Origin of the sequence: Candidatus Chlorohelix sp. (genome assembly GCF_037138995.1) — a bacterium.
Taxonomy (GTDB): domain Bacteria; phylum Chloroflexota; class Chloroflexia; order Chloroheliales; family Chloroheliaceae; genus Chlorohelix.
Genome location: NZ_JBAXHI010000055.1, coordinates 1 through 19,755 on the forward strand (window position 1 = coordinate 1; position 19,755 = coordinate 19,755).

The window sequence follows — 19,755 nt, forward strand, 5'->3', positions numbered from 1 at the left end:
GACTATACCGAATCGGTTATCGAAGCTAATAACCTATTGTGGGCGGGTGGTTTGGCTACCTATAACTTTACTACTTTGAAGTTTGAATTGGATTATGCCAAAGACCTGAAGATTTCCAGTGACAACAAAACCTTTACCTTCACTCTGCGTACCGACGTTAAGTGGAGCGATGGTTCAGCGGTGACGGTGGATGATTATCAGTACGCTTTCGACAACGCCACCAAAGAAGACAAAGTTAACGCCGATGCGAACTGGGTTAGTTTGGATGATGCCAAGAAAATAACCTCTTTCAAAACTGACAAGACCGCCGGTACTATTGTAGTAACTTTGGACGATGTTTATCCTTCTGATTTGGCGCTTGTTTATGCTACCCTGATTGCGCCGGTACCTTCCAAAGTATGGGCGGGCAAGCCCTTCTTTGATGCCGCTCAGAACTCTGAAATTCTGAAACCTACCGTAGTCAATGGTCCCTATGTGATTGATAGCTGGGATACCAAAAAAGCGGGCGTATTTAAACCGAACGCTAACTGGTATCGTGGCAAACCCAACTTCGATCAAGTGGTGTTTACCGGAGGTTCTGCTACTGTCGTAGTTGAATCGGTTAAGACCAATCAGGCAGATTGGGCTAAGAATATCCCTTCTAGCCAAGTTGCTTCTTCCAAAGCAGATTCTAGCTTGAATCTGGTTGAATGGTCGGCTGTAAACGGCACCTATCGCTATGTTGAGTACAATACCAAACGCGCCCCGATGGATGACAAAGCTTTCCGCAGCGCTATCAATTACGCGATTGACCGCGATAATCTGATTAAGCTGGCAGAAGCTGGCTTGGGTACTGCTCAATTCAGCTTTGTTAACCCGGCTAGTCCTTACTACAATAAGTCGGTAAACGAATTCAAGTATAACCTTGATACTGCCAAGAAGACTCTGTCGGATGCTGGTTACAAACTTGATGCAGGCAAATTGCTGGATAAAACCGGTAAGGCAATTGAGTTGACGGTGGTATTCCCGACCTCTTCTAACCCGCGCAAGCTGATTGCGACCTATCTTGAGCAACAACTCAAGCAACTTGGTATCACCGTAAAGGTGGACGGTAAAGAGTTCAATGCCTATGTCAAGCAAGTGCAGTCAAAAGACTTCGATATTTCACTGGCAGCAGCCGGTGGTGGCTTCCCTGACCCGGATAGCTTCAAAGCTAATATCATTTCTACTGGTACTCAAAATAACACCGGCTACAGCAACGTTCGTGTAGATGAAATATTCAAACTCGGCGCCAAAGAAGTTGATACTGCCAAGCGCAAGACGCTTTATGATGAAGCCCAGAAGCTTATCAGCGATGATACGCCGGTATTCTTCTTGTGGAACATCAACAGCTTCAGCCTTTTCAGCAAGAAGGTACAGGGTGTTGTGCCTAACAATGGTGACCAACTCTATTACAACGATGCTCTAACCCGCTGGTATTACGCCAGCTAGTCCCGTTGAATTTCTTTCGTGAATCATACTCATGGAAGAATAACCCGAAATATAGCAGGAGCGATGGTAGCATTGCTTCTGCTATCCTTAATAAAATAAAGGTCTAATCTGTTACAATATCAAATACGAATCAAAAAATGTTTAATAAAAGGAATAAATAAAAATAATGCAGCGCTTTATAATTCGCAGGTTACTGCAAGCTATAGTGTTATTATGGGCTGTAATGAGCCTCAGTTTCCTGCTGATTAATCTTGCGCCGGGTGGACCAGAAGCTGCCCTGACACAAAATCCCCGCATTACCAAAGAACAAATACAAGCAATTCGAGCTAGTTTTGGCTTAGATAAACCCCTCTATGAACAATATGTTACTTGGATGGTTAAATCTTTCACCCTCGATTTTGGGAAATCTTTTAGTCAGCCAATTTCTACATGGGATGCAATTTCAGGGCGTATTTTACCTACCTTACAATTAGGACTTTTCAGTTATTTAATCGGAATGCTTGGTATTCCCATTGGCATATATGCCGCTAAAAATCGCGGGAAAATGGGGGATAACGTTGTAAGGATATTAACCGTTGTGGGTAGTTGTATGCCAGTCTGGTGGTTATCCTTGCTGTTGATTATAATATTGGCAAACACCGTAAAATGGTTTCCACAAAATGAACGCCCGTTAATGCCAACCTCCGGGACAGAGGTAATTCCCATTCTCTCTTGGTTCGGGCATCTGATGATTCCAGCAGCCTTGTTATCCTCCGGCACATTGATTGCTTTTACCCGTTTCGTAAGGGCTGAAACGCTGGAGGTTCTAAGCCAAGATTATGTGCGTACTGCCGAGTCGAAAGGTTTGCCTCCCAAACAGGTTAACCGTTGGCACGTGCTACGCAATTCGTTGATACCTATCGTTACCTTGCTTGGCTATTTCTTGCCGAGTTTGTTATCTGGCGCAATCATTACCGAAACAATTTTCAACTGGCCCGGGATGGGCAGGCTCTATTTTCAGGCAGCCGGAAGCCGCGATACACCCGTTTTACTGGCTATTCTTTTCATGACCACTATCGCTACAATTCTTGGTACTTTGTTGGCTGATATTGGATATGGGCTGGTTGACCCCAGAGTTAGATATACTTAAACAGGGCTTTCGTTCGGCACAGTAAAATAGAAACAAGGGGGCTTAAGCCCCTTGCCTGATCAGTCAAACTATAAAAAAACTACATTTCTTGAAGAATACATCGGGTAATACAAACAAATGAGTCAAGCTGCAACTAAAGAAACCCCCTCCGGCGCTGATTATAGGTCTGTCACTCAGCGAAAGGCAGGTTCGCAAGGCTTTTGGGCTTCTTCCTTTTCTCGGTTTTTTCGGGATAAACTGAGTGTACTGGCGTTAGTTATTTTTGTGATAATCGCGCTGCTGACGGTTGGTTCTCCGTGGATTGCTCAGACTATACTGAAACAAGAACGTGATACTATTGACTTTAATCTACTGACAATGGGTTACCAACCTCCGGTTGGTCCCGGCGTTGGAGGTCACTTGCTTGGTACGGATGAATTAGGTCGCGATCAGGCAGTGCGCGTGTTGTACGGTGGTCAAGTTTCACTTAGCGTTGGGTTTCTTACCGCCATCATCTCGATATTTATCGGTACTACCCTTGGTTTGTTGGGTGGTTACTTTGGGGGCATAATTGATGATGGAGTCAATGCGTCGGTACAAATTATTAATAACATCCCAAGCCTCTTCCTGCTGATTATTCTGTCAATAATCTGGAAACCGAATGTTTTAAGCCTTTCGATTATTATAGGTCTTATCGGTTGGACTGGGACTACCCGGTTTATTCGTGGTGCAGTTTTGAGTCTGCGAAGCCGCGATTATGTGGATGCAGCAAGAGTCAGCGGCGCGAGTACACTACGTATTCTCATGGTGCATATACTTCCGAATGTGGCTTCCTTGATGCTGGTGCAAGCCGGTTTTGATGTGGTGGGCGCGATGTTAACCGAAGCTGGGTTAAGTTTTCTGGGCTTTGGTATAAGCGTACCTGTTCCAAGTTGGGGCAATATGTTGAGTGATTCCCAATTGTATTTTACCAGCGCACCTTGGATGGTTTATTTCCCGGCGTTCGCTATTTTCCTCACTATTCTTTGCGTATATCTGGTTGCGGACGGTTTGCGAGACGCATTTGACCCGCGACTGAAAGGTAAATAATCGGTTACATGTTTTTGAGTTTGCATAGGGGCGGTTTTAAAACTGTCTCTGTTTTTATGTCCTTATGCTTGATACTTGTTGTTATCCTGAGCGCGTGCAGCAATGAATCTGACCGCGCTACCGGAAGCCCCTCTGTTACTTCTACCACTTCTGTAATTACTTTAGCTCCCCCTCCTACCAATGATTTGCTAAAAGTTCCGCCTATTTCCGCCAGCGCCGAAATTACAGGAGGGACTGTAACCGGAGCGAAAATAAGAGAAGCCGATACTTTACATTATTATAAAACTACTAACCCGGCAAGTTTTGAATATCTAAGCTTGCTTTATGCTGCTTCCTTAACTCGCCGCAATCCTTTGACACTAACGCTCGATAAAAATGCCGCAGAGAGTTGGACGAGCGATTCTGCTACTTCCACCGTCACCTTTAAGCTTAAAGCGGGTTTGAAATGGAGCGATGGGCAGCCGATTACTGCCGATGATTATGTGTGGACTTATGAGCAAGCTCGCAAAGCTGAAAACGGCTGGTTTTATGCTATCGGCGCAATCTATCAGGCTGATAAAAGCGGTTCGGAAGGTATAGAAAGTTATATCGCCCTAGATTCCTCAACACTTGTAATTAAGCTTCATTCCACTACCTTTGATATGGTTACACGGGCGGATGTTATCGAGCCTTTACCGAAGCATATCTGGGAAAAATTGGATTGGAATAACCCAGCAAAAAACCCGGAAATAAACAAACCCAGCGTGGTTAGCGGTCCATGGCTATTGAAAGAGTGGAAGCAAGGAGAGTATATAACCTTTGCCCACAATCCAAATTCTAGCATTTATCCGGTACCCGCTCTGGAGAACCTCACCCTAAAGATTGTGGCGGATAGCCAAGTTGCTCTGCAAAAAGTAAAGAATAATGAACTGGATTTTTACAATCCTGAAGCCACTAACTTTGATTCTTTTGAGAATCTTTCAAATGTGCAGAACTATCGCTGGACACCGGGGCGAGCCACTTTTCACTATGTCGGGTTTAATTTCAGAAAGCCTTATTTACAGGATAAAAATTTGCGTCAGGCTTTGGCGTATGCTACCGACCGTCCGCAATTATTAGCCAGCACAAGGGCAGATTTGGGACGGTTGCAATATTCAGATGTGCTTCCATGGCATCCCTACTATCAAGAGCCATCGCAAAAGTTCGCTTATGAGCCTAATAAGGCGTTCGATTTACTCAAAGCTGCCGGATATAACGCTTCTAGCACAAAGCTGATTGCACCAAACGGCACAGACGTTTCAACTTTAAAACTAGCTTATAATGCCCCTAGTCCGGTCTATTCGTCCTTCGCTCAATCGCTAAAACAATCTTACAAGCAGTTGGGGATTAACCTTGAGTTGCAAGAGTTTGATTTTAGCAGCTATGTTAAGCTTCTCCAGAACCCGAATAGTAATTATGATTTGTTTCTCGGTGGGTGGCAAACCGATTATGACCCTGAGAATTTCGGGGAAATCTGGGCGAATGTGCCGGACTTAAACAGCGGGGCGTATCGCAATGATAAATTGCTGGATTTGTATCGTACAGCTCGATTGGAACAGGATGCTGACAAGCGCAAAGTGTTAATTGCTCAGATACAGCAAATAGAAGCTATAGACTTACCTTATATCTATCTCTATGCTGAGTTAGGCACGATTGTAATTAATAAGAGGGTCGGTGGTGTTGCACAGACCTATGGTGGTGTCTCGGCTAATCTATATACTGACTGGTATTTGCTAAAGCCTTAATTTAACTGTTTTGCTAAATTTCTGGTTTTTCAATGGGAACAGGCATTGTTACTGGTTCATTCAGCTTGACATAATCATTTGGCTGTAATCGGCGACGCTTTTGCCAGACAAATATTCCACCCAGAACAACTAAAACAAATACAACTGCTGCAAAGCCGTTTATTAGCTTGTTCAGCATTTCAAAGCTTTGTCCTAACAGAAATCCGAGCGTGAGGTTAGTTACCGACCAAATTACCAACCCTCCTATATTTGTGAGCGCAAAACGTCGGAAATGAATTTGCGTTATTCCCGCCAGATTACAACCCCAAACGCAAATAAAAGGCAGATAGCAGCGAATCAACATTGCTTTGCTACCGTGCTTATTAAAGAGCATCTCAGCCTTTGAGAAACGTTCTGGTGTAATAAACAGAAAACGCCCAAACTTTTGAATCAGGTATCTGCCCCCTTTTAGACCAATCCAATAGCCGATAAACCCGCCTAGAGTTCCGCTACCTATTGTAAGAAACATTACCAGCCAGAAATTAAAATAGCCTACTGCCGATAATGCTCCCATTGTCAACGCAATGGTCAGACCAGGCAAAGGTACGCCCACATTCTCCAGCAAAACTACGACGAAAAGTATGGCGTAGCCCCATGGCGCTAAATTTTGAAGAAAGATTTGATATTCCATATTTGTTACTCGAAATTACTATGAGAAGAGAAATAAAACACTAGCTCAATTTAAACAATCTTAGGGATTTAAGACAGTGACCTTCGACACATCTAGGCTGAATCTGATTAAACCTATAGGTTTGCCTTTTGGCTCCTGATTGAGCGGCTCATCAGTGATGATTAGCCGTGAATAGTTTTGTGGGCTAAAATCTCCCGGAATATTATCAATCATAGTCAGGGTGACAGATAAGGGACTAAAAATTGATAGGATTGTATAATCGTCCGGACCGGGATTTTGAACCTTTTTTACAGCATATAAAACGATTTGGCGATCCCGCCCGATACTACCGTTAAGCTGTCGGGTACTCAATGCCCATAAGCGGGTGCTACCAACATGTAGGTAAGCTTCTGCCTGTGGTACAGGGTCAGCATTATCGAATTTATAGGATGTAAGTTTTGGTGAGGTTAATAGCATTACCAACGCCGGATTTTGTCCGTTTTGCTCCTGCAAACGTAAGTTAGCCTGTATCAGGGCATTCACTTGCCTGTTCAAATCAAACACTGAAATAGCTAGCCATACTAGCAGAGGTATGGTAAAGAGCATGACAATCAAAGCGGCGATTGCACCCCTACCGAGAATGATTTTACGTCCGGGTTTAGCGACAGGTTGTTGCGCTCCTGCTAACTCTGGCGCACCTTCCAAGCGTGAAATTGTTTCGCTATCTTCTGTATCCACAAAACCAAAGAATTTATTGGCTCGGGTCATTGCCGAGGCAATGCGGTTGCCGCCGCCTCTTGAAGCGATGCCAGAAGCAACCTTTAAGGGCATAATGTCATCAGTCTCCTCACCCTGCGTAATGGGTGGGGTTTCAACAGACTCATTATCTTGTTTTTCGCTGCTATTTTCAGCCAAATTAATCTTTTCCATATAATTGATAATAGCCTAGCCTTGATTTCAGGTCAATGAAGAAATGGTAATGCTATTAAAGTTTAAAGAAAAAGATATAAAGCTAAAAGATTATAACCGTATCTAGCTTGTTACCTGTGAGAAAGATAATCATCAGAATAGTATTCAGGAAGAGCAGGCGGCGTTACCAGCGGATTCTGTCCATTATGATAGTTAGGTTGGGGTGCTATATTGTAGGAATTATTAACTGGTACAGATTGCAATGCCCTTTGCCTTGCAACGATGCGGCGGGCGCGTCTTGTAACATAAAAAATCAAGAAAAATAGGATTGCCAACGTCAACATTCCGCCACCAAAAAACATTTCCCAACGCAACCCGCTAACGGTAATACTGTTTGCATTATCAGTAGAAGGGAATGCGCTGACCTTGCCGGTAAGCAGTGGAGTAATTAATGTTATGGTTTTACCGCTAATATTGTTACGCCATTGTTGTTCAACCTCAGAAAAAGGCACTCCATAGGTGGCATTGAAAGCATCTTTGAAAGTTTTAGTACGCAACTGATCTAACAGATTACAGAACGCGGCATCTCCCAACTTGTTTATTAAAAAAGTAATGAGGCTTACACTTTGTGCATAAGCCAGTTCTGCTAATTTTGCATCAACTGGAAATCCTTGTGTTATTGAATCGAAGCCTAAAAGAGTATTGTTCTGTACGGCATCTTTAACTATTTTTAGATAATTTGGATTCTGGCTATTCTGATTATATACTGCAAAGCCTTCGTCCAACCAATGAGGTACGCTTTTGTGTACAAATTGATAAAGAGCCATATGCGCCATTTCATGGGGTATGCCATAGCCGATATATTGGCTGGCGTTGTTGTCCAGCGCTGCAATTAGCAGCACCTCTCCCGTTTCAGGATATGCCACACCTCCTGCCCATGCCGGTATTCGCCCATCAACCGTATCAAAGAAATCTCTATCGCTGGCGAAAATCGAAACGTAAATATGATCTGAGATAGCCATATTGAAACGCTTTTCATAGGTAGCGAGTGAATCGGCGGCAACATTATACATAAGATTCCCATAGCTGTTATCACCTGAATACCAGCGCATAGTGACATTTTTACCTTCAAGTTGGTTCCATACTTTATTGTCTTGGTAAATAATAAGGCTTTGGTTAGAAATGGCGTGCGCTCCATTATTTAGGGTCAAATCCCAGCTATATAAAAGTGGCACACCGGTAGGCATATTGTTATTATTGTGCAGCACCGTATAATCTGCGTTAACTTGCGCTCCTGCCTGTATATCAACCGGATAAGTGTTCTCGGCTCCTTGCTTTCCAAATCTCACCTTCAGCTCAAGTTTATTTGATAGAGCGTTGGATATTTGTGCTTTAAGGTTGAATTTTACACCCACTTTGTAACGTGCTAGAGCGGAGGTATCGGTAAATTCGACTACCGCGGCGTTTGCCTGTGCGTGTGCTTGTGTCGTTGTAAATAAAATCAGGACATTGTAAAGCAATAAGATAATAATTAAGAAAACAAAAGAGTAGCTTTTGCGAAGGTATAGTGGGTTCAACTCTTAGCTCCCTATAACAGGCAAGTAAGGAATATTCATCGAAATGCGTCGGGGAATTGAGTCGCCATCCTCACCAGACCTATTCTTGACTGCCATTACCACTACGCTCATGTCGTCCGCAGGTCGTTGCTTGTCATGACATATCGCTAGTTCCAATAAAGCATCGGCGCAGCTTTGAGCGGTTGCATTTTCTTGGGAAAGAATGTTGGTAATAGCGGTTGGCAGGTCAATTGGTGTATTGTAACGTGAACCTGCTCCTGTAATTCCATCAGTGAAAGCAAAAGCCCACCAACCGGGTTCGAGCGGGTACTCATATATATGGGGGCGAGTGCGCGGGTAAATCCCAATAGGCGTGGTATCTGATTTCAGTGTTACTAATTCCGGTTCGGTTTTTTCGGAAGGCCGAGCTACATAGGCTGGAATGGGGTTGTTACAGGTTATAACTAATGTATTGGTGGCGAAATCGGCTGAGAGTATGTTCAAGGTGGCTGAGACCTGCCCATACTTTAGCAAATACAAGTAATCACTGGAGGCGCGTGCCGCAACGCCATCGCGTGCGCCATCCTTGATTAAGGAGAGACATTTACCTGCTACAAGATTGCTGATAGATTTAGCTGCTCGTCCGCTACCTTGCCCATCTACCAGAATCGCAGTAAAACCGCCCGCTACTCCCGGTTTTTCAACAATCTCAAAGGTGTCTCCACTCTCGCGAGTGGCATATTTATTCACTTTTGCAGTAGCTATTTGTATTTCCAGCATAAGTTGAAAAGTATCTTCAAATCGGCTATAATTCGCATGCTTTTGAGATGTAGGGGGCCCATAGCGCAGCGGTTAGCGCAATCGACTCATAATCGACAGGTCGCAGGTTCGAATCCTGCTGGGCCCATATTCCTTCTTTACTCAATCTACCACACCGTTGTGGTCAAATTATAGCATAATTCCCGTAGTATAAATATAGAAGGAAAATCAATAGGTGAAGCTTTTCAAGGCTGTAGCAAAGCTTAAAGTTTGGTTTGCTTTTGCATTGCTGGCAGTTGTTTTAGGAACAGTGGTTTCAATAACTTTATCCCAACCGAGCAATAAAATCGAAGCAGTTGGTATTAATACATCCCTACCTACCGTTACTTCAACGCTTGCGCCTACTATAGAAGTAATTGCTGCTACTGCTACCCCCTCCGCTACCGCTACCCCAAAGCCTACGCCTAGCCCAACGCCTCTGCCTACTGCTACCCCATTGCCTTTTTCTGACCGCTTTGATTACAAGCCCAAAGATGTAGTACGTCAGGTAAGACCCGGCGTTGTTTACATCAGGCGTGAGCTTACCTCACCGGGTCCATTGAAAATCAATATAATGCTGTTCGATTTGACTGCGCCCGAATTTGATTTGCGCGTTGTTATGAAGAATGGTTACCTTAGCGGAGTATCTCCAACTAGTAAGCTCCTAAAGGAGTTTAACGGTCTAGCTGCGGTAAACGGCGATTTATTCAGCGGTCAGGGTTTGCCGCAAGGTTTGGTAATTTCAGATGGTAAAGTGGCAATGGCGCCAAAGTATCGTGCCACTTTCGCTTTGACAAAAGATAAGTTGCCATTTATCGGTTATTTTACCCAAGATTGGACATGGCCCTCCACCGTTTCTACGGATAAGGGCGAGAAACATAGCCTTCAATTGCTTAATAATACATGCAGTGGTGGGCGGGGTGAAGATTTACTATGTATCTACAATGAAATGGCTCGGACAGTAGCAGGGCGCAGCGGTGATATAAAGGTGATGGTTACACCTAACAATATGGTTTTAGATATTGACTATACCGGCAAAGAATGGAAAATTAGCGAAGGTTATAACGTTTTGTTGGCGCGTCAGGGAACAGATTCTTGGCGCTGGCTAAAACAAAATGCTGTACAATATGAGCCACTTCATATAATGATTAATACAAATTATAATCTGGGGCTTTTCCAACAAGCGGTAAGCGGTGGCCCTATCATTTTGAAAGACGGCAAATTTAATCAAGATTGTCTGTGCAATCTGAGTGATTGCAGCCAAGTAACTCAAAAGCAATATCAAGGCACTCGCTGCGAAGAGTTTGACCTTGAGTGGAAAATGAGCCACTACTTGACTACACGCATGCCTCGCACCGGTATAGGTTATAACGATAAGAAAACTCTGCTAGTAGTTGCACAATCAGATGGCTACCAGCCCGGTTTCAGCATTGGTACGACCCAAAAGGAATTTGCCGACCTGTTTCTTGAGTTTGGCGCAACTACTGCGATGGAATTGGATGGTGGCGGTAGTAGCACTATGGCTTTGGATGGTAAGTTGGTGAGTCGTCCTAGTGACGGAAGCGGCATGGTAGAACGTCAGGTTCCAAACGCAGTGGTATTTTACTGGAAAGACCCGCCTTTTCCTCGAAACATTGTTAACCGATAGCGGAATTTAAAACCCCCTCCCAAACCGGAAGGGGTTTTCAGTTATATGCTCAACTGCTTACAGATTTATCGAGTAGGCGTTGGAGTAACACGGGGTGGGATTTTCAGTTTCTGCCCGACCAAAAGTGCGTTAGGGTCATTCAGATTATTGACCGCTATTAAATCATCAACATCAACTTTAAGACGTACTGCAATTCCGGTCAAGGTGTCTCCTGCTTGAACCACATAAACATCACCGCTTACCGATAGGGTAGGAGTAGAAGCAGGCGTACTTTTAATGGGTGTGGTTGGGATAGGAGTCTGCCCCGCTGTAGCGGTGGGCAATGGAGTGGCGGTGGGTAAGGCTTGAAAGGTGGCTTGAGCGTTTACAGTAAGGCGTTCATAAGATGGTGTGGGTGTTACTATAACAATATAGGGTGTTTGAAGCACTCCGCCGGTGGGGGTAGAATATCCACAAGCAGCAAGAGTAGACAAAGATAGCAGTAGAATAATACAAGTTAGAAGTTGTGATCGCAATTTGATTTTCATATGCAGAATATACCCCCACAACTCTATCAAGTCAAGTTTCCAGACTTGAGAAACGAGTAGCGAATGTTTTATGAATTCATCCATTACCCGTTGCTCTTGACTGGAAATGCCCTGCTCTTGTCGGGAGGAAGGACGAGTAAAAACCTTACTTGCTCCAGTAATCGCCTATTTTTGCGTCCGCAACTATTGGAACTTCTTTAAGAATTTCATGACCGGCGCGTACCATCTCATGCTCTACCAATTTGCAAACTTCTTCCGCCTGATCTTCGCGCACCTCAACCACAATTTCATCGTGTACAGTATTAACTATTCTGGCATCATAGGCTGCCAGACGTTCGCGCAAAAATACCAGCGCCATTTTGGTCATATCGGCATTACAGCCCTGAATCGGGGCATTTTTGCCTTGCCGCTCGATTTCAGAACTACGCTTTCGGTAATCCGGGTCATCGGTAGATGGCAGATTATAATAACGCTTGCGCCCCAAAGGAGTAGGGCTATATCCTCTTTTCACCGAGTCACGCCCGGCTTTATCCAGCCATTTTTGTACGCCGCTAAACGCTTTAAAGTAGGCGGTAATCAACTCGCGTGCTTCATCCACCGTTTTATCAATGCGTACCGCCAAACCTTGCGGACCCATACCGTAAGCAAGCCCGAAGTTGATGGCTTTAGCGGCGTTGCGTTGTTCTTTTGATACATCTTCAACCCGCACTTGGAACATCTGGCTGGCTGCCAACTTATGCAAATCTCCGCCTGAGCGAAAAGCTTCAAGAAAAGCGGGGTCACTGCTCAGTTCTGCCAGAATACGCAACTCTGCTTGAGAATAGTCGCAGGTAATCAGCTTGTAACCCTCCTGCGCGATGAAGCAAGAGCGGAAATCAGAAGTGGCTGGAATTTGCTGTACATTTGGGTTCGAGCAACTGAAGCGTCCTGTATCCGCGCCGTATTGGATAAAATCGGGATGGATACGCCCGGTTTCGGTTCTGACCTGTGACAACAAGCTTTCACCGAAAGAACCCAGAGTTTTTTCGAGGCTACGATATTCTAGCAATTTTTTAACTGCCGGATGATTATGTTTATTCAGCGTGGCTTCGGAAGTGTCTTCCAGCGCTATACCTAGCTTACCGAACTCGGTCATAATCTGCTGACTGCTGTTCAAGTTGATTAAATATTCATCGTTTCCAAACATAGAAGCCTGTTTGGTAGCGCCTCCGGGTAGCATTCCCATTAACTCTTCTCGCGCCAAGTCTCGTTTCTTTTCTACCTCTGCAAGGATGGCACGCCATTTGACGGTATCCAATTTACACCCTGCTAGTTCAAGGTCGCCTACTGCTGCTACACAGCGAAATTCAAGATCGGCGACCTTGAACATTTTCTCCTCTTTAAGTTTGGCGAGTTGTTGGGAGTATATTGGGAAAAGGCACAGCGCATCACGGGCAGCATACATTAGCTGATCTTGTGAAACATGCCCGATGGAGTTAGCTCCATAGAAGGTTTTTCGCACCTCCTTGTCCATAATTTCCCCGGTATAGCGTTTTACCAACGCTGTCAGATTATTTTCTTTGCTGACACCCGCAGTTAGCAAACGTTCTGCCAGCATTGTGTCATAGATATTTTCCAGCACAATACCCGCACGCTCTTTCAGCATTTCATAATCGAACTTAGCGTTCTGTAAAATCTTCAGAATACGCGGGTTCTCCAGCAAACGTTTTAAGGGTGTCAGGCGTACTTTGGAAGCGTCAATTATGTAGCATATTTCTGGGGAGGCAATTTGTACTAGTAGCAATTTGGAGGTAAAAGGATCCAAACCGCTAGTTTCAGTATCAACTCCCAACAACTGCTCATGAAGAAGGGGGTCTATTATCTGCTCCAACCGCAAATTGTCCGAAATCAACTCGAATTTAATCGGCGGCATTGCGCTAACCTGAATGAGCGGGTAGCTAGTAGTGCCGAAGTTCTCAGCTATATTGCTATTGTCAATTTTGGTATGGGTTACACGCGACTTAGGTTCGGCAGGTGCGGTTGCAGGTTTTACAGGTGCTTTCTTTTTGGTTTCTTCGCGTGCTGCTAACTGGGCGGCTTTACGCGCGTTTGTTTCTGCCGTATATTGCTTCAGTATCTCCAGATACTCGCCCTCGCTACGAAACGTAACTTCATCGTGGCTTGAAATCAAGTTGTTAATGGGAAGCAATTCCTCGAAGGAAGGTAAATCTGATTCGGCTTGTTTTAGTGATTCGTCCAGTTTTAACATTTATATAGTTTTTGATTCCTGTAAGAGTTTTTAGAACAATTTTACGATATTCATTTTATAATAATTCTTCAAAAAAGTTAATCCCTTTATCCACCAATTTTATCCACGACTTTTCCACCGTTCTCCACATATACACAGTTGCGCTAAGACTTAAAGTGCCTTAATATCGCTAAGAAGTTCGGTATTAAAAATTAATAAGGAGATACTAAGCGCATGAAAATACTTGTGACTGGTGGTGCAGGTTATATCGGGGCGCATACCGTGCGCGAACTGGTTAATCGTGGTTACGAAGTGGTTGTGCTAGATAATATGGAATACGGCTACGAAAAAGCTTTACTGGGTCAGGCGAAATTGGTACTAGGAAATATTGCCGATTCAGCTTTGTTGGATAGCCTTTTCCAGGCGGAAAAGCCCGATGGAGTAATGCACTTTGCTGCTTACAAAAATGTGGGTGAATCTGTGGCAAACCCCTCCAAATATTTCAACAACAATGTGACCGGAACTTTGAGCTTACTAGATGCAATGGTACGCAATAACATAAACCATTTTATTTTTTCTTCAAGCTGCTCAGTGTATGGTACGCCTCAAAACTTGCCTGCCAGCGAAACTAATAACCCTTTTAACCCTGAAAGTCCTTATGCTTTGTCCAAATATATGGTGGAGCAGATTTTGAAGTGGTATGACCATTCTTTTGGGTTGCGCTCGATTAGCCTTCGCTATTTTAATGCGGCGGGTGCCTCTTTTGATTCTAAAATCGGGGAAGACTGGACGATGTCCTTGAATCTGGTGCCGGTGGTGCTGAAAGCGGCGTTGGGTGTAACTCCCAAAGTGCTGATTTTCGGCAATGATTATCCAACTCGTGATGGTACATGTGTCCGGGATTATATCCATGTGGTTGATTTAGCCGATGCACATGTGTCAGCACTTGCACACCTGAAAGCAACCAATCTGACAACTTCGTATAATCTTGGTACTGGAGAGGGCAGCACAGTACAAGAAGTAGTTGATTTGGCAAAGCGTATCAGTGGGGTAGATTTTGTAGCGGAAGTTGTTCCACGGCGACTAGGGGACCCTGTTGGTATATGGGCTGATACCTCCAAGGCAGAAGTTGAGTTGAACTGGAAAGCAAAATATGGGCTTGAAGAAATAATCCGTACTGCTTGGGAATGGCATAGTTCTCATCCAAACGGCTATAAATAAGCAAAAGACCCCTTCCACGAAATTGGGAGGGGTCTTTATTTTCGTTAGTGCTGATTTGGATTAGGAAAGAAGAGGTTCAATCTGGGAGAGAATACGCGCCTTGGGCTGATTACCTACCAATTGAGCAACTTTATCACCGTTCTTAAACAGTATCATGGTAGGGATGCTCAGAATACCGAATTTGCTGGCAATTTCCGGATTGTCATCTACATCCATCTTAACGACTTTAAGCTTACCGATTTTCTCATCCGCAATTTGCTCAAGGATAGGCGAAAGCATTTTGCAGGGACCACACCAAGTTGCCCAGAAATCTACTAACACCGGTTGCTCATTGCTGGCGTTAATAACTTCTTGCTGGAAAGTATTGTCGGATACTACTGCTGGTTTAGCCATTTTATATTCTCCTCTAATATACTAAATAATTTGAATAAAGACTGAATAATTACGACTACGACATGATTGCCTACATCGCGCCCTAGTTTTTAATATACTTTTCGATTTGGGCTAAAATTTGGTCTTTTGGACGGTTGCCTACAATTTGCTTGACGGCTTTGCCATCCTTGAATAGTATCAAGGTTGGAATACCCATTATACCTAAATTCCGTGCAGTTTGCGGGTTTTCGTCCACATTCAATTTTACTATCTTGAGTCTATCGGAATTTTCACTGGCAATTTGTTCAAGCGTTGGCGCTATCATTTTGCAGGGACCACACCATTCAGCCCAGAAATCTACCAAGACAGGTTTGTCACTACTGCTGGCGATAACATCCTGTGAGAAAGAATTATCGCTGATTGTTAACGGTTTAACCGCCATAAAAAAAGGACTCCTCGTTTGATAAAAACATTTTTAATTATTACACATACTAATACTCTATACGTAAAAGTAAGGGTAAAGTTTTATACACTGCCTTTGCCGTTTGCTATTTTAAATTGCTTTTGAAAGGGCTACCTACAATAGGTAGTAGTGTACCACTTCAAACCTATACCAGTAATAGAAATTACAAGCATAGTGTTATATAAACCGTATTAATTCGGCTAAAATCTAGTATAACTACCCCTATCTACTATGTCAATATATTCACAATCTTTATAGATACCATTGGTTATATTTCAGTGTTCCTTCTCAAATCTGACGCAACTGGCTCGATAATTCGCGACTAACCGCATACAAGGCAACTATCAGGTCGTTTGCTACTTGTAGAATTCGGTTGAGCGTGACCACCAACAATATTGTCGGGCTGGAGGGTAGTACCAAACCAAGCAGAGTTAGTAGGCTTAGTTCTACCGCACCTAGCCCTAACGGTAGGAAGAAGAATAGATTGGAGGCGCTACTGGTGATGGACGAAACCCAGATGCAATAAAATAGTAGATAAGGCAAACGAGAGTATTCCGGGCTAGGAGCAAAAGTATAAAGCAGCAGCGTTAGACGCAACCCATTTAACCCCCACACCGCTAATGAAGTAATTCCAGCTAGGGGCAGATTTCCAATTTTACGCGATGAATACATGCCCGACATTAGATTGAACTTTTTGAGGAATGGATAGAAATAGCGCAGATAGACCGCCAATAAAAGCAGCATAAGAAGGCTGGAAAAACCCACAACCAGCGCTATACTCCAACTCTCACCCTTATTTGCACTCGGCGCCACCAGTATTAGTCCAATACAGGATAGCCAGAAAGCTATGGATAAATGCAATCCTTGCGTGGTAAGAGCTATTGTCACCATGCTGCGTTTGGTCACTCCGATTTTGTTGCTGAGCCACATCAAGCCCAGAAACGACCAGACTGCACCGGGAAGGTAGCGAGCCGCCGATACCAACGAGAGAGTTGTAAAATCTTGAATAAAAGATTCACCTGCTCCATAGGTACGTGCCACTAGATGCCAAATCAGCACATAAACCAATGATGTCAATAGATAGAGTAAAAAGGAAGCCAGCAACCAGACTAGGCTAGTATCAGTGAAAGCTTGCGCCAATAATTCCCGGTTCTTCCACAGCACCATTGCCATTAGTGCCAGAGTAACCAAACTCAAGCTCCAACCTAACAGCGAAAGGTAAAATTTCAGCCCATGCTGTGATTTACCTGAAGCAGCGAACCGTGTCAGCGCATTTTTCATATTTTTTGGTTTCTTTGAAGAAACATTTTGTAAATTTTGCCGAAAGTGTTAAGAGGAGTGTCTGCGCCAATTCCTTCAAAAAGAGCTAACCCGTTAAAGGTAGAACTGAAAGGTTCTGGCTGTCCATAAGTGGTATAAATAAACCAGCCCTAGATTGCCCTGACTTCATTTTGCTGCTCCCTCTTGCAATGATATTAAGCTTTGAGGCGGTTTTTTCAATTTATTAAATCTACGAAATAAAGCGACTACCACCCGCCTATAGCCCCAAAGGAGAACGCCAAAGCCCTTACAGGTATTAAGTAAAGCGCCGCGCCGGTGGCGACACGATCAATTTTCCAGCTATGTATCAAAAAAGGAGATGCGCTGGCGTAGAAAAGAAACGCTAACCAAACTGTTAGGTTCTTTGCTATTGCCGACGCTTTCTTAGCCCCTACCAATTTCAGCGATAAATTCAGCAAACCGATGCAAATACCTGCGCTGATTAGTGCCATCTGGATTTTTGCAGCACGCGAGGTATGAGAATCGTTTGCCAGACGTTCCGGGTGTCGCCCATAAACCGCCACGCGCCAGTAACCAATTCGGAATTTGCGTCGGAAATAGGCAGAAATAGTTGAAACATGGGTGTGTCCGACTTGTGCTGCCGGGAGAAAAACCATGCGATACCCTTGTGATGCGAGCCGCCATGCCAATTCGGCATCCTCCACAATTGCGCCCGGAAAGCTTGGGTCAAAGCCTCCGCACCCCAAGAGCGCCTTGCGCTGATATGCCGCCGAATAAGTATCTACAAACTCAAGATAAGGCTGTTTCGCCAACCTGATGTATCTATACTCAAACTCTAGCTGTACGAAACGTGCCACCAAACCTTTTTGTTTAGTGGCATAAACCCCTTTGGCTCCTACTACTCTGACGTTTTCAAGTTGCCCCTTTTCTATTCCTGCTATTAATCCAGCCGCCATCATTGAAACCCAGTTTGGAACAGGCGTACAGTCGGCATCGGTGAAAAGAATAATATTACCCTGTGCTTCCATTACCCCACGATTCCGAGCCACTGCCGCGCCTTGGTGTGATGTGGAAATTACTTTAATGCCCCTAGAGGTGAAGCTTTTTGCTACTTTCAGCGTAGAGTCGGTAGAGCCATCATCCACTATAATAAGCTCGAAAGGGTTAAAATCCTGTTCAAGCAGAGCTTCCAGACAGGCAGTTAAAGTGGAAGCAGAATTATATACAGGAACTATTACTGATAAGGTATATATGGTAGGCATATTTTTTTCCCAAGAGAATGAGGTTTTCTTTATGTTTAACCACGCATTGGCGTACTGACCCAATCAGTTTGGAGTGTACCTTGCCAGATAGTCCCGTCTAACGCCTCAACTTTTAAAGGGATTGCATCGGTACCCGGTTGTTTTTGTACCAAGAGACGGTATTGATTATCAACCTCTACGCCTAGCGGCAATCGGTAAGAAAACATTATGGTAGCGGTTTTGCCTGCTTCACTCAAAGTCTCGACTGTACTTCCATCTGAAATGAAATCGGATGAATCCAGTAACTGACTCCCCTCCGGGACATACACTCGCAAATAGTCCCAGTAGCAACCCGCCATCATGCTCTCATAACTAGTTCCGTAGCGGGCTTCCAACTTACAACCGTTAGGAGAGTCTCCTTCTCGTCTCATTCCAGTATTGATATAAGTGATAGTAAGAGTAGCGTGGAGAGAAACAGAATTGTCCGCTCAGCCCAAAGCGAACCATTTCGGCTTCTAGTTTTGCATCGAAAGGATAGGAATAGCAAGTGTTTTTCGGATATGCCACGAGAGAGCGCTTGCGCCAGATGTAAAGAAGCGGAAATCCCGCCAGAGCTTTCCATTTTCCCTACTAAACCTCGAAAGAGGTCTCCCAAGAAATCTTTTCGTTTAAGCCACCAATCACCGGAGGTAGCTTGTCCGGGTTGGAGGTAATATTAACGTATCCGCTGCTGGAAATTCTGCCCGGTCAAAACCTCGCCATACTTGGGTAATTCAAGCGAGCCAAGCGCATCAAACAGATAAGCAACCGCTTGCATGTCCATCGCTAACACTCCATCCAGTTTAACCCCGGTATCCTGTGTATAAAAACCAGCGATAGTACGGGCGGATAAGGGGAAATCAGCCCACCAGTTAGCGTCTCTGAGGGTTAATGCGCCCGCTTGCATATACCGAGCCAAAGGGGTTGGCGGTAATACGTAGGGCTTGTTGCCTACCTGATAACTATCCTTGAAGTCTAGGATTTTCAGATTATTCCCATCCGCTTCCACCAATCCAACGGCACTTATAAACCCGCCAGTAGCTCTTAATTCATCGCTATTCTGAGCTACAATCAGATATTTTCGTGGCGTTGGATTGCCTAACGCAGGAGAAAGCAAAGCCGGTAAAGAATGCGCTACCGAGAGGGCATTATGTACCTGTTGCTCGTTCTGGTCGAACAAAACCACGATTTCTTTCAATTTAGTAATGGAAAGTTTGCCAGTATCTATACTTTGACGTGCATTTACAAGGGAGTTAAAGAAATTTTCTACACGCGCAAAGCGCATTTGGACATCTGGTTCTTGCAGTCGCGTAAAAAGCTTGTCGAGTTTTTCCAGAGTAGGGGGAGTGCCTAAAACAGGAGAGTTAGACGATGCTTCCAACGTTTAGGGTCAG

18 protein-coding genes and 1 tRNA gene are annotated in these 19,755 nt (G+C 44.3%); 7 read left to right on the top strand and 12 right to left on the bottom strand.

What is annotated here, in order from left to right; translation table 11 throughout:
* The 4 genes from WCK19_RS16700 to WCK19_RS16715 form a co-directional block, all read left to right on the top strand.
* On the top strand, positions 1–1,470 hold a 1,470-nt coding region (locus WCK19_RS16700; RefSeq protein ID WP_342398540.1), incomplete at its 5' end, for an ABC transporter substrate-binding protein.
* 166 nt (positions 1,471–1,636) lie between these two features.
* A complete protein-coding gene (locus WCK19_RS16705; RefSeq protein WP_342398541.1) occupies positions 1,637–2,599 on the top strand; it encodes an ABC transporter permease in 963 nt (320 codons plus the stop codon).
* A gap of 117 nt (positions 2,600–2,716) precedes the next feature.
* Positions 2,717–3,667, top strand: a complete 951-nt coding sequence (locus WCK19_RS16710) for an ABC transporter permease (protein ID WP_342398542.1) — start codon at positions 2,717–2,719, stop codon at positions 3,665–3,667.
* A gap of 14 nt (positions 3,668–3,681) precedes the next feature.
* A complete protein-coding gene (locus WCK19_RS16715) occupies positions 3,682–5,430 on the top strand; it encodes an ABC transporter substrate-binding protein (protein ID WP_342398543.1) in 1,749 nt (582 codons plus the stop codon).
* A 13-nt stretch (positions 5,431–5,443) separates the two neighbouring features.
* On the opposite strand, the gene WCK19_RS16720 is transcribed toward WCK19_RS16715, so the two are convergent.
* From WCK19_RS16720 to WCK19_RS16735, 4 genes are all read right to left on the bottom strand, one after another.
* Positions 5,444–6,100 (bottom strand): DedA family protein, encoded by a 657-nt coding sequence (locus WCK19_RS16720; protein ID WP_342398544.1) that lies wholly within the window; start codon positions 6,098–6,100, stop codon positions 5,444–5,446.
* A gap of 60 nt (positions 6,101–6,160) precedes the next feature.
* Positions 6,161–7,009 (bottom strand): hypothetical protein, encoded by an 849-nt coding sequence (locus WCK19_RS16725; RefSeq protein ID WP_342398545.1) that lies wholly within the window; start codon positions 7,007–7,009, stop codon positions 6,161–6,163.
* 110 nt (positions 7,010–7,119) lie between these two features.
* On the bottom strand, positions 7,120–8,565 hold the full coding sequence (locus WCK19_RS16730; RefSeq protein WP_342398546.1) for a peptidase MA family metallohydrolase: 1,446 nt from the start codon (positions 8,563–8,565) through the stop codon (positions 7,120–7,122).
* Between the two features lie 3 nt (positions 8,566–8,568).
* The gene (locus WCK19_RS16735; RefSeq protein WP_342398547.1) at positions 8,569–9,324 is read right to left on the bottom strand and encodes a SpoIIE family protein phosphatase; all 756 of its coding nucleotides are present in this window, start codon (positions 9,322–9,324) and stop codon (positions 8,569–8,571) included.
* Positions 9,325–9,378: 54 nt separating this feature from the next.
* Between WCK19_RS16735 and WCK19_RS16740 the strand changes: the two genes are divergently transcribed.
* Together WCK19_RS16740 and WCK19_RS16745 are read left to right on the top strand one after the other, a co-directional pair.
* Positions 9,379–9,451: transfer RNA gene (locus WCK19_RS16740), tRNA-Ile, on the top strand.
* An 87-nt stretch (positions 9,452–9,538) separates the two neighbouring features.
* Complete coding sequence (locus WCK19_RS16745; protein ID WP_342398548.1) at positions 9,539–10,990, top strand: phosphodiester glycosidase family protein; 1,452 nt, start codon at positions 9,539–9,541, stop codon at positions 10,988–10,990.
* Between the two features lie 65 nt (positions 10,991–11,055).
* On the opposite strand, the gene WCK19_RS16750 is transcribed toward WCK19_RS16745, so the two are convergent.
* Positions 11,056–11,601 carry a LysM peptidoglycan-binding domain-containing protein gene (locus tag WCK19_RS16750; RefSeq protein ID WP_342398549.1) on the bottom strand — a complete coding sequence of 182 codons (546 nt, stop codon included), beginning with the start codon at positions 11,599–11,601 and terminating at the stop codon, positions 11,056–11,058.
* Between the two features lie 61 nt (positions 11,602–11,662).
* Positions 11,663–13,765: a DNA polymerase gene (locus WCK19_RS16755; protein WP_342398550.1), complete on the bottom strand. Its 2,103-nt coding sequence runs from the start codon at positions 13,763–13,765 to the stop codon at positions 11,663–11,665.
* Positions 13,766–13,978: 213 nt separating this feature from the next.
* Between WCK19_RS16755 and galE the strand changes: the two genes are divergently transcribed.
* Positions 13,979–14,965 carry a UDP-glucose 4-epimerase GalE gene (gene galE, locus WCK19_RS16760; RefSeq protein WP_342398551.1) on the top strand — a complete coding sequence of 329 codons (987 nt, stop codon included), beginning with the start codon at positions 13,979–13,981 and terminating at the stop codon, positions 14,963–14,965.
* A gap of 60 nt (positions 14,966–15,025) precedes the next feature.
* On the opposite strand, the gene trxA (WCK19_RS16765) is transcribed toward galE, so the two are convergent.
* The 6 genes from trxA (WCK19_RS16765) to WCK19_RS16790 form a co-directional block, all read right to left on the bottom strand.
* Positions 15,026–15,358, bottom strand: coding sequence for a thioredoxin (gene trxA / locus WCK19_RS16765; RefSeq protein ID WP_342398552.1), 333 nt, complete (start codon positions 15,356–15,358; stop codon positions 15,026–15,028).
* A gap of 82 nt (positions 15,359–15,440) precedes the next feature.
* Positions 15,441–15,779: a thioredoxin gene (gene trxA / locus WCK19_RS16770; RefSeq protein ID WP_342398553.1), complete on the bottom strand. Its 339-nt coding sequence runs from the start codon at positions 15,777–15,779 to the stop codon at positions 15,441–15,443.
* A 309-nt stretch (positions 15,780–16,088) separates the two neighbouring features.
* Positions 16,089–17,081 (bottom strand): hypothetical protein, encoded by a 993-nt coding sequence (locus tag WCK19_RS16775; RefSeq protein ID WP_342398554.1) that lies wholly within the window; start codon positions 17,079–17,081, stop codon positions 16,089–16,091.
* Positions 17,082–17,326: 245 nt separating this feature from the next.
* On the bottom strand, positions 17,327–18,343 hold the full coding sequence (locus WCK19_RS16780) for a glycosyltransferase (protein WP_342398555.1): 1,017 nt from the start codon (positions 18,341–18,343) through the stop codon (positions 17,327–17,329).
* A 35-nt stretch (positions 18,344–18,378) separates the two neighbouring features.
* The gene (locus WCK19_RS16785) at positions 18,379–18,753 is read right to left on the bottom strand and encodes a hypothetical protein (RefSeq protein ID WP_342398556.1); all 375 of its coding nucleotides are present in this window, start codon (positions 18,751–18,753) and stop codon (positions 18,379–18,381) included.
* Between the two features lie 284 nt (positions 18,754–19,037).
* The gene (locus WCK19_RS16790; protein ID WP_342398557.1) at positions 19,038–19,742 is read right to left on the bottom strand and encodes a DUF4012 domain-containing protein; all 705 of its coding nucleotides are present in this window, start codon (positions 19,740–19,742) and stop codon (positions 19,038–19,040) included.
* Positions 19,743–19,755 lie beyond the last annotated feature (13 nt).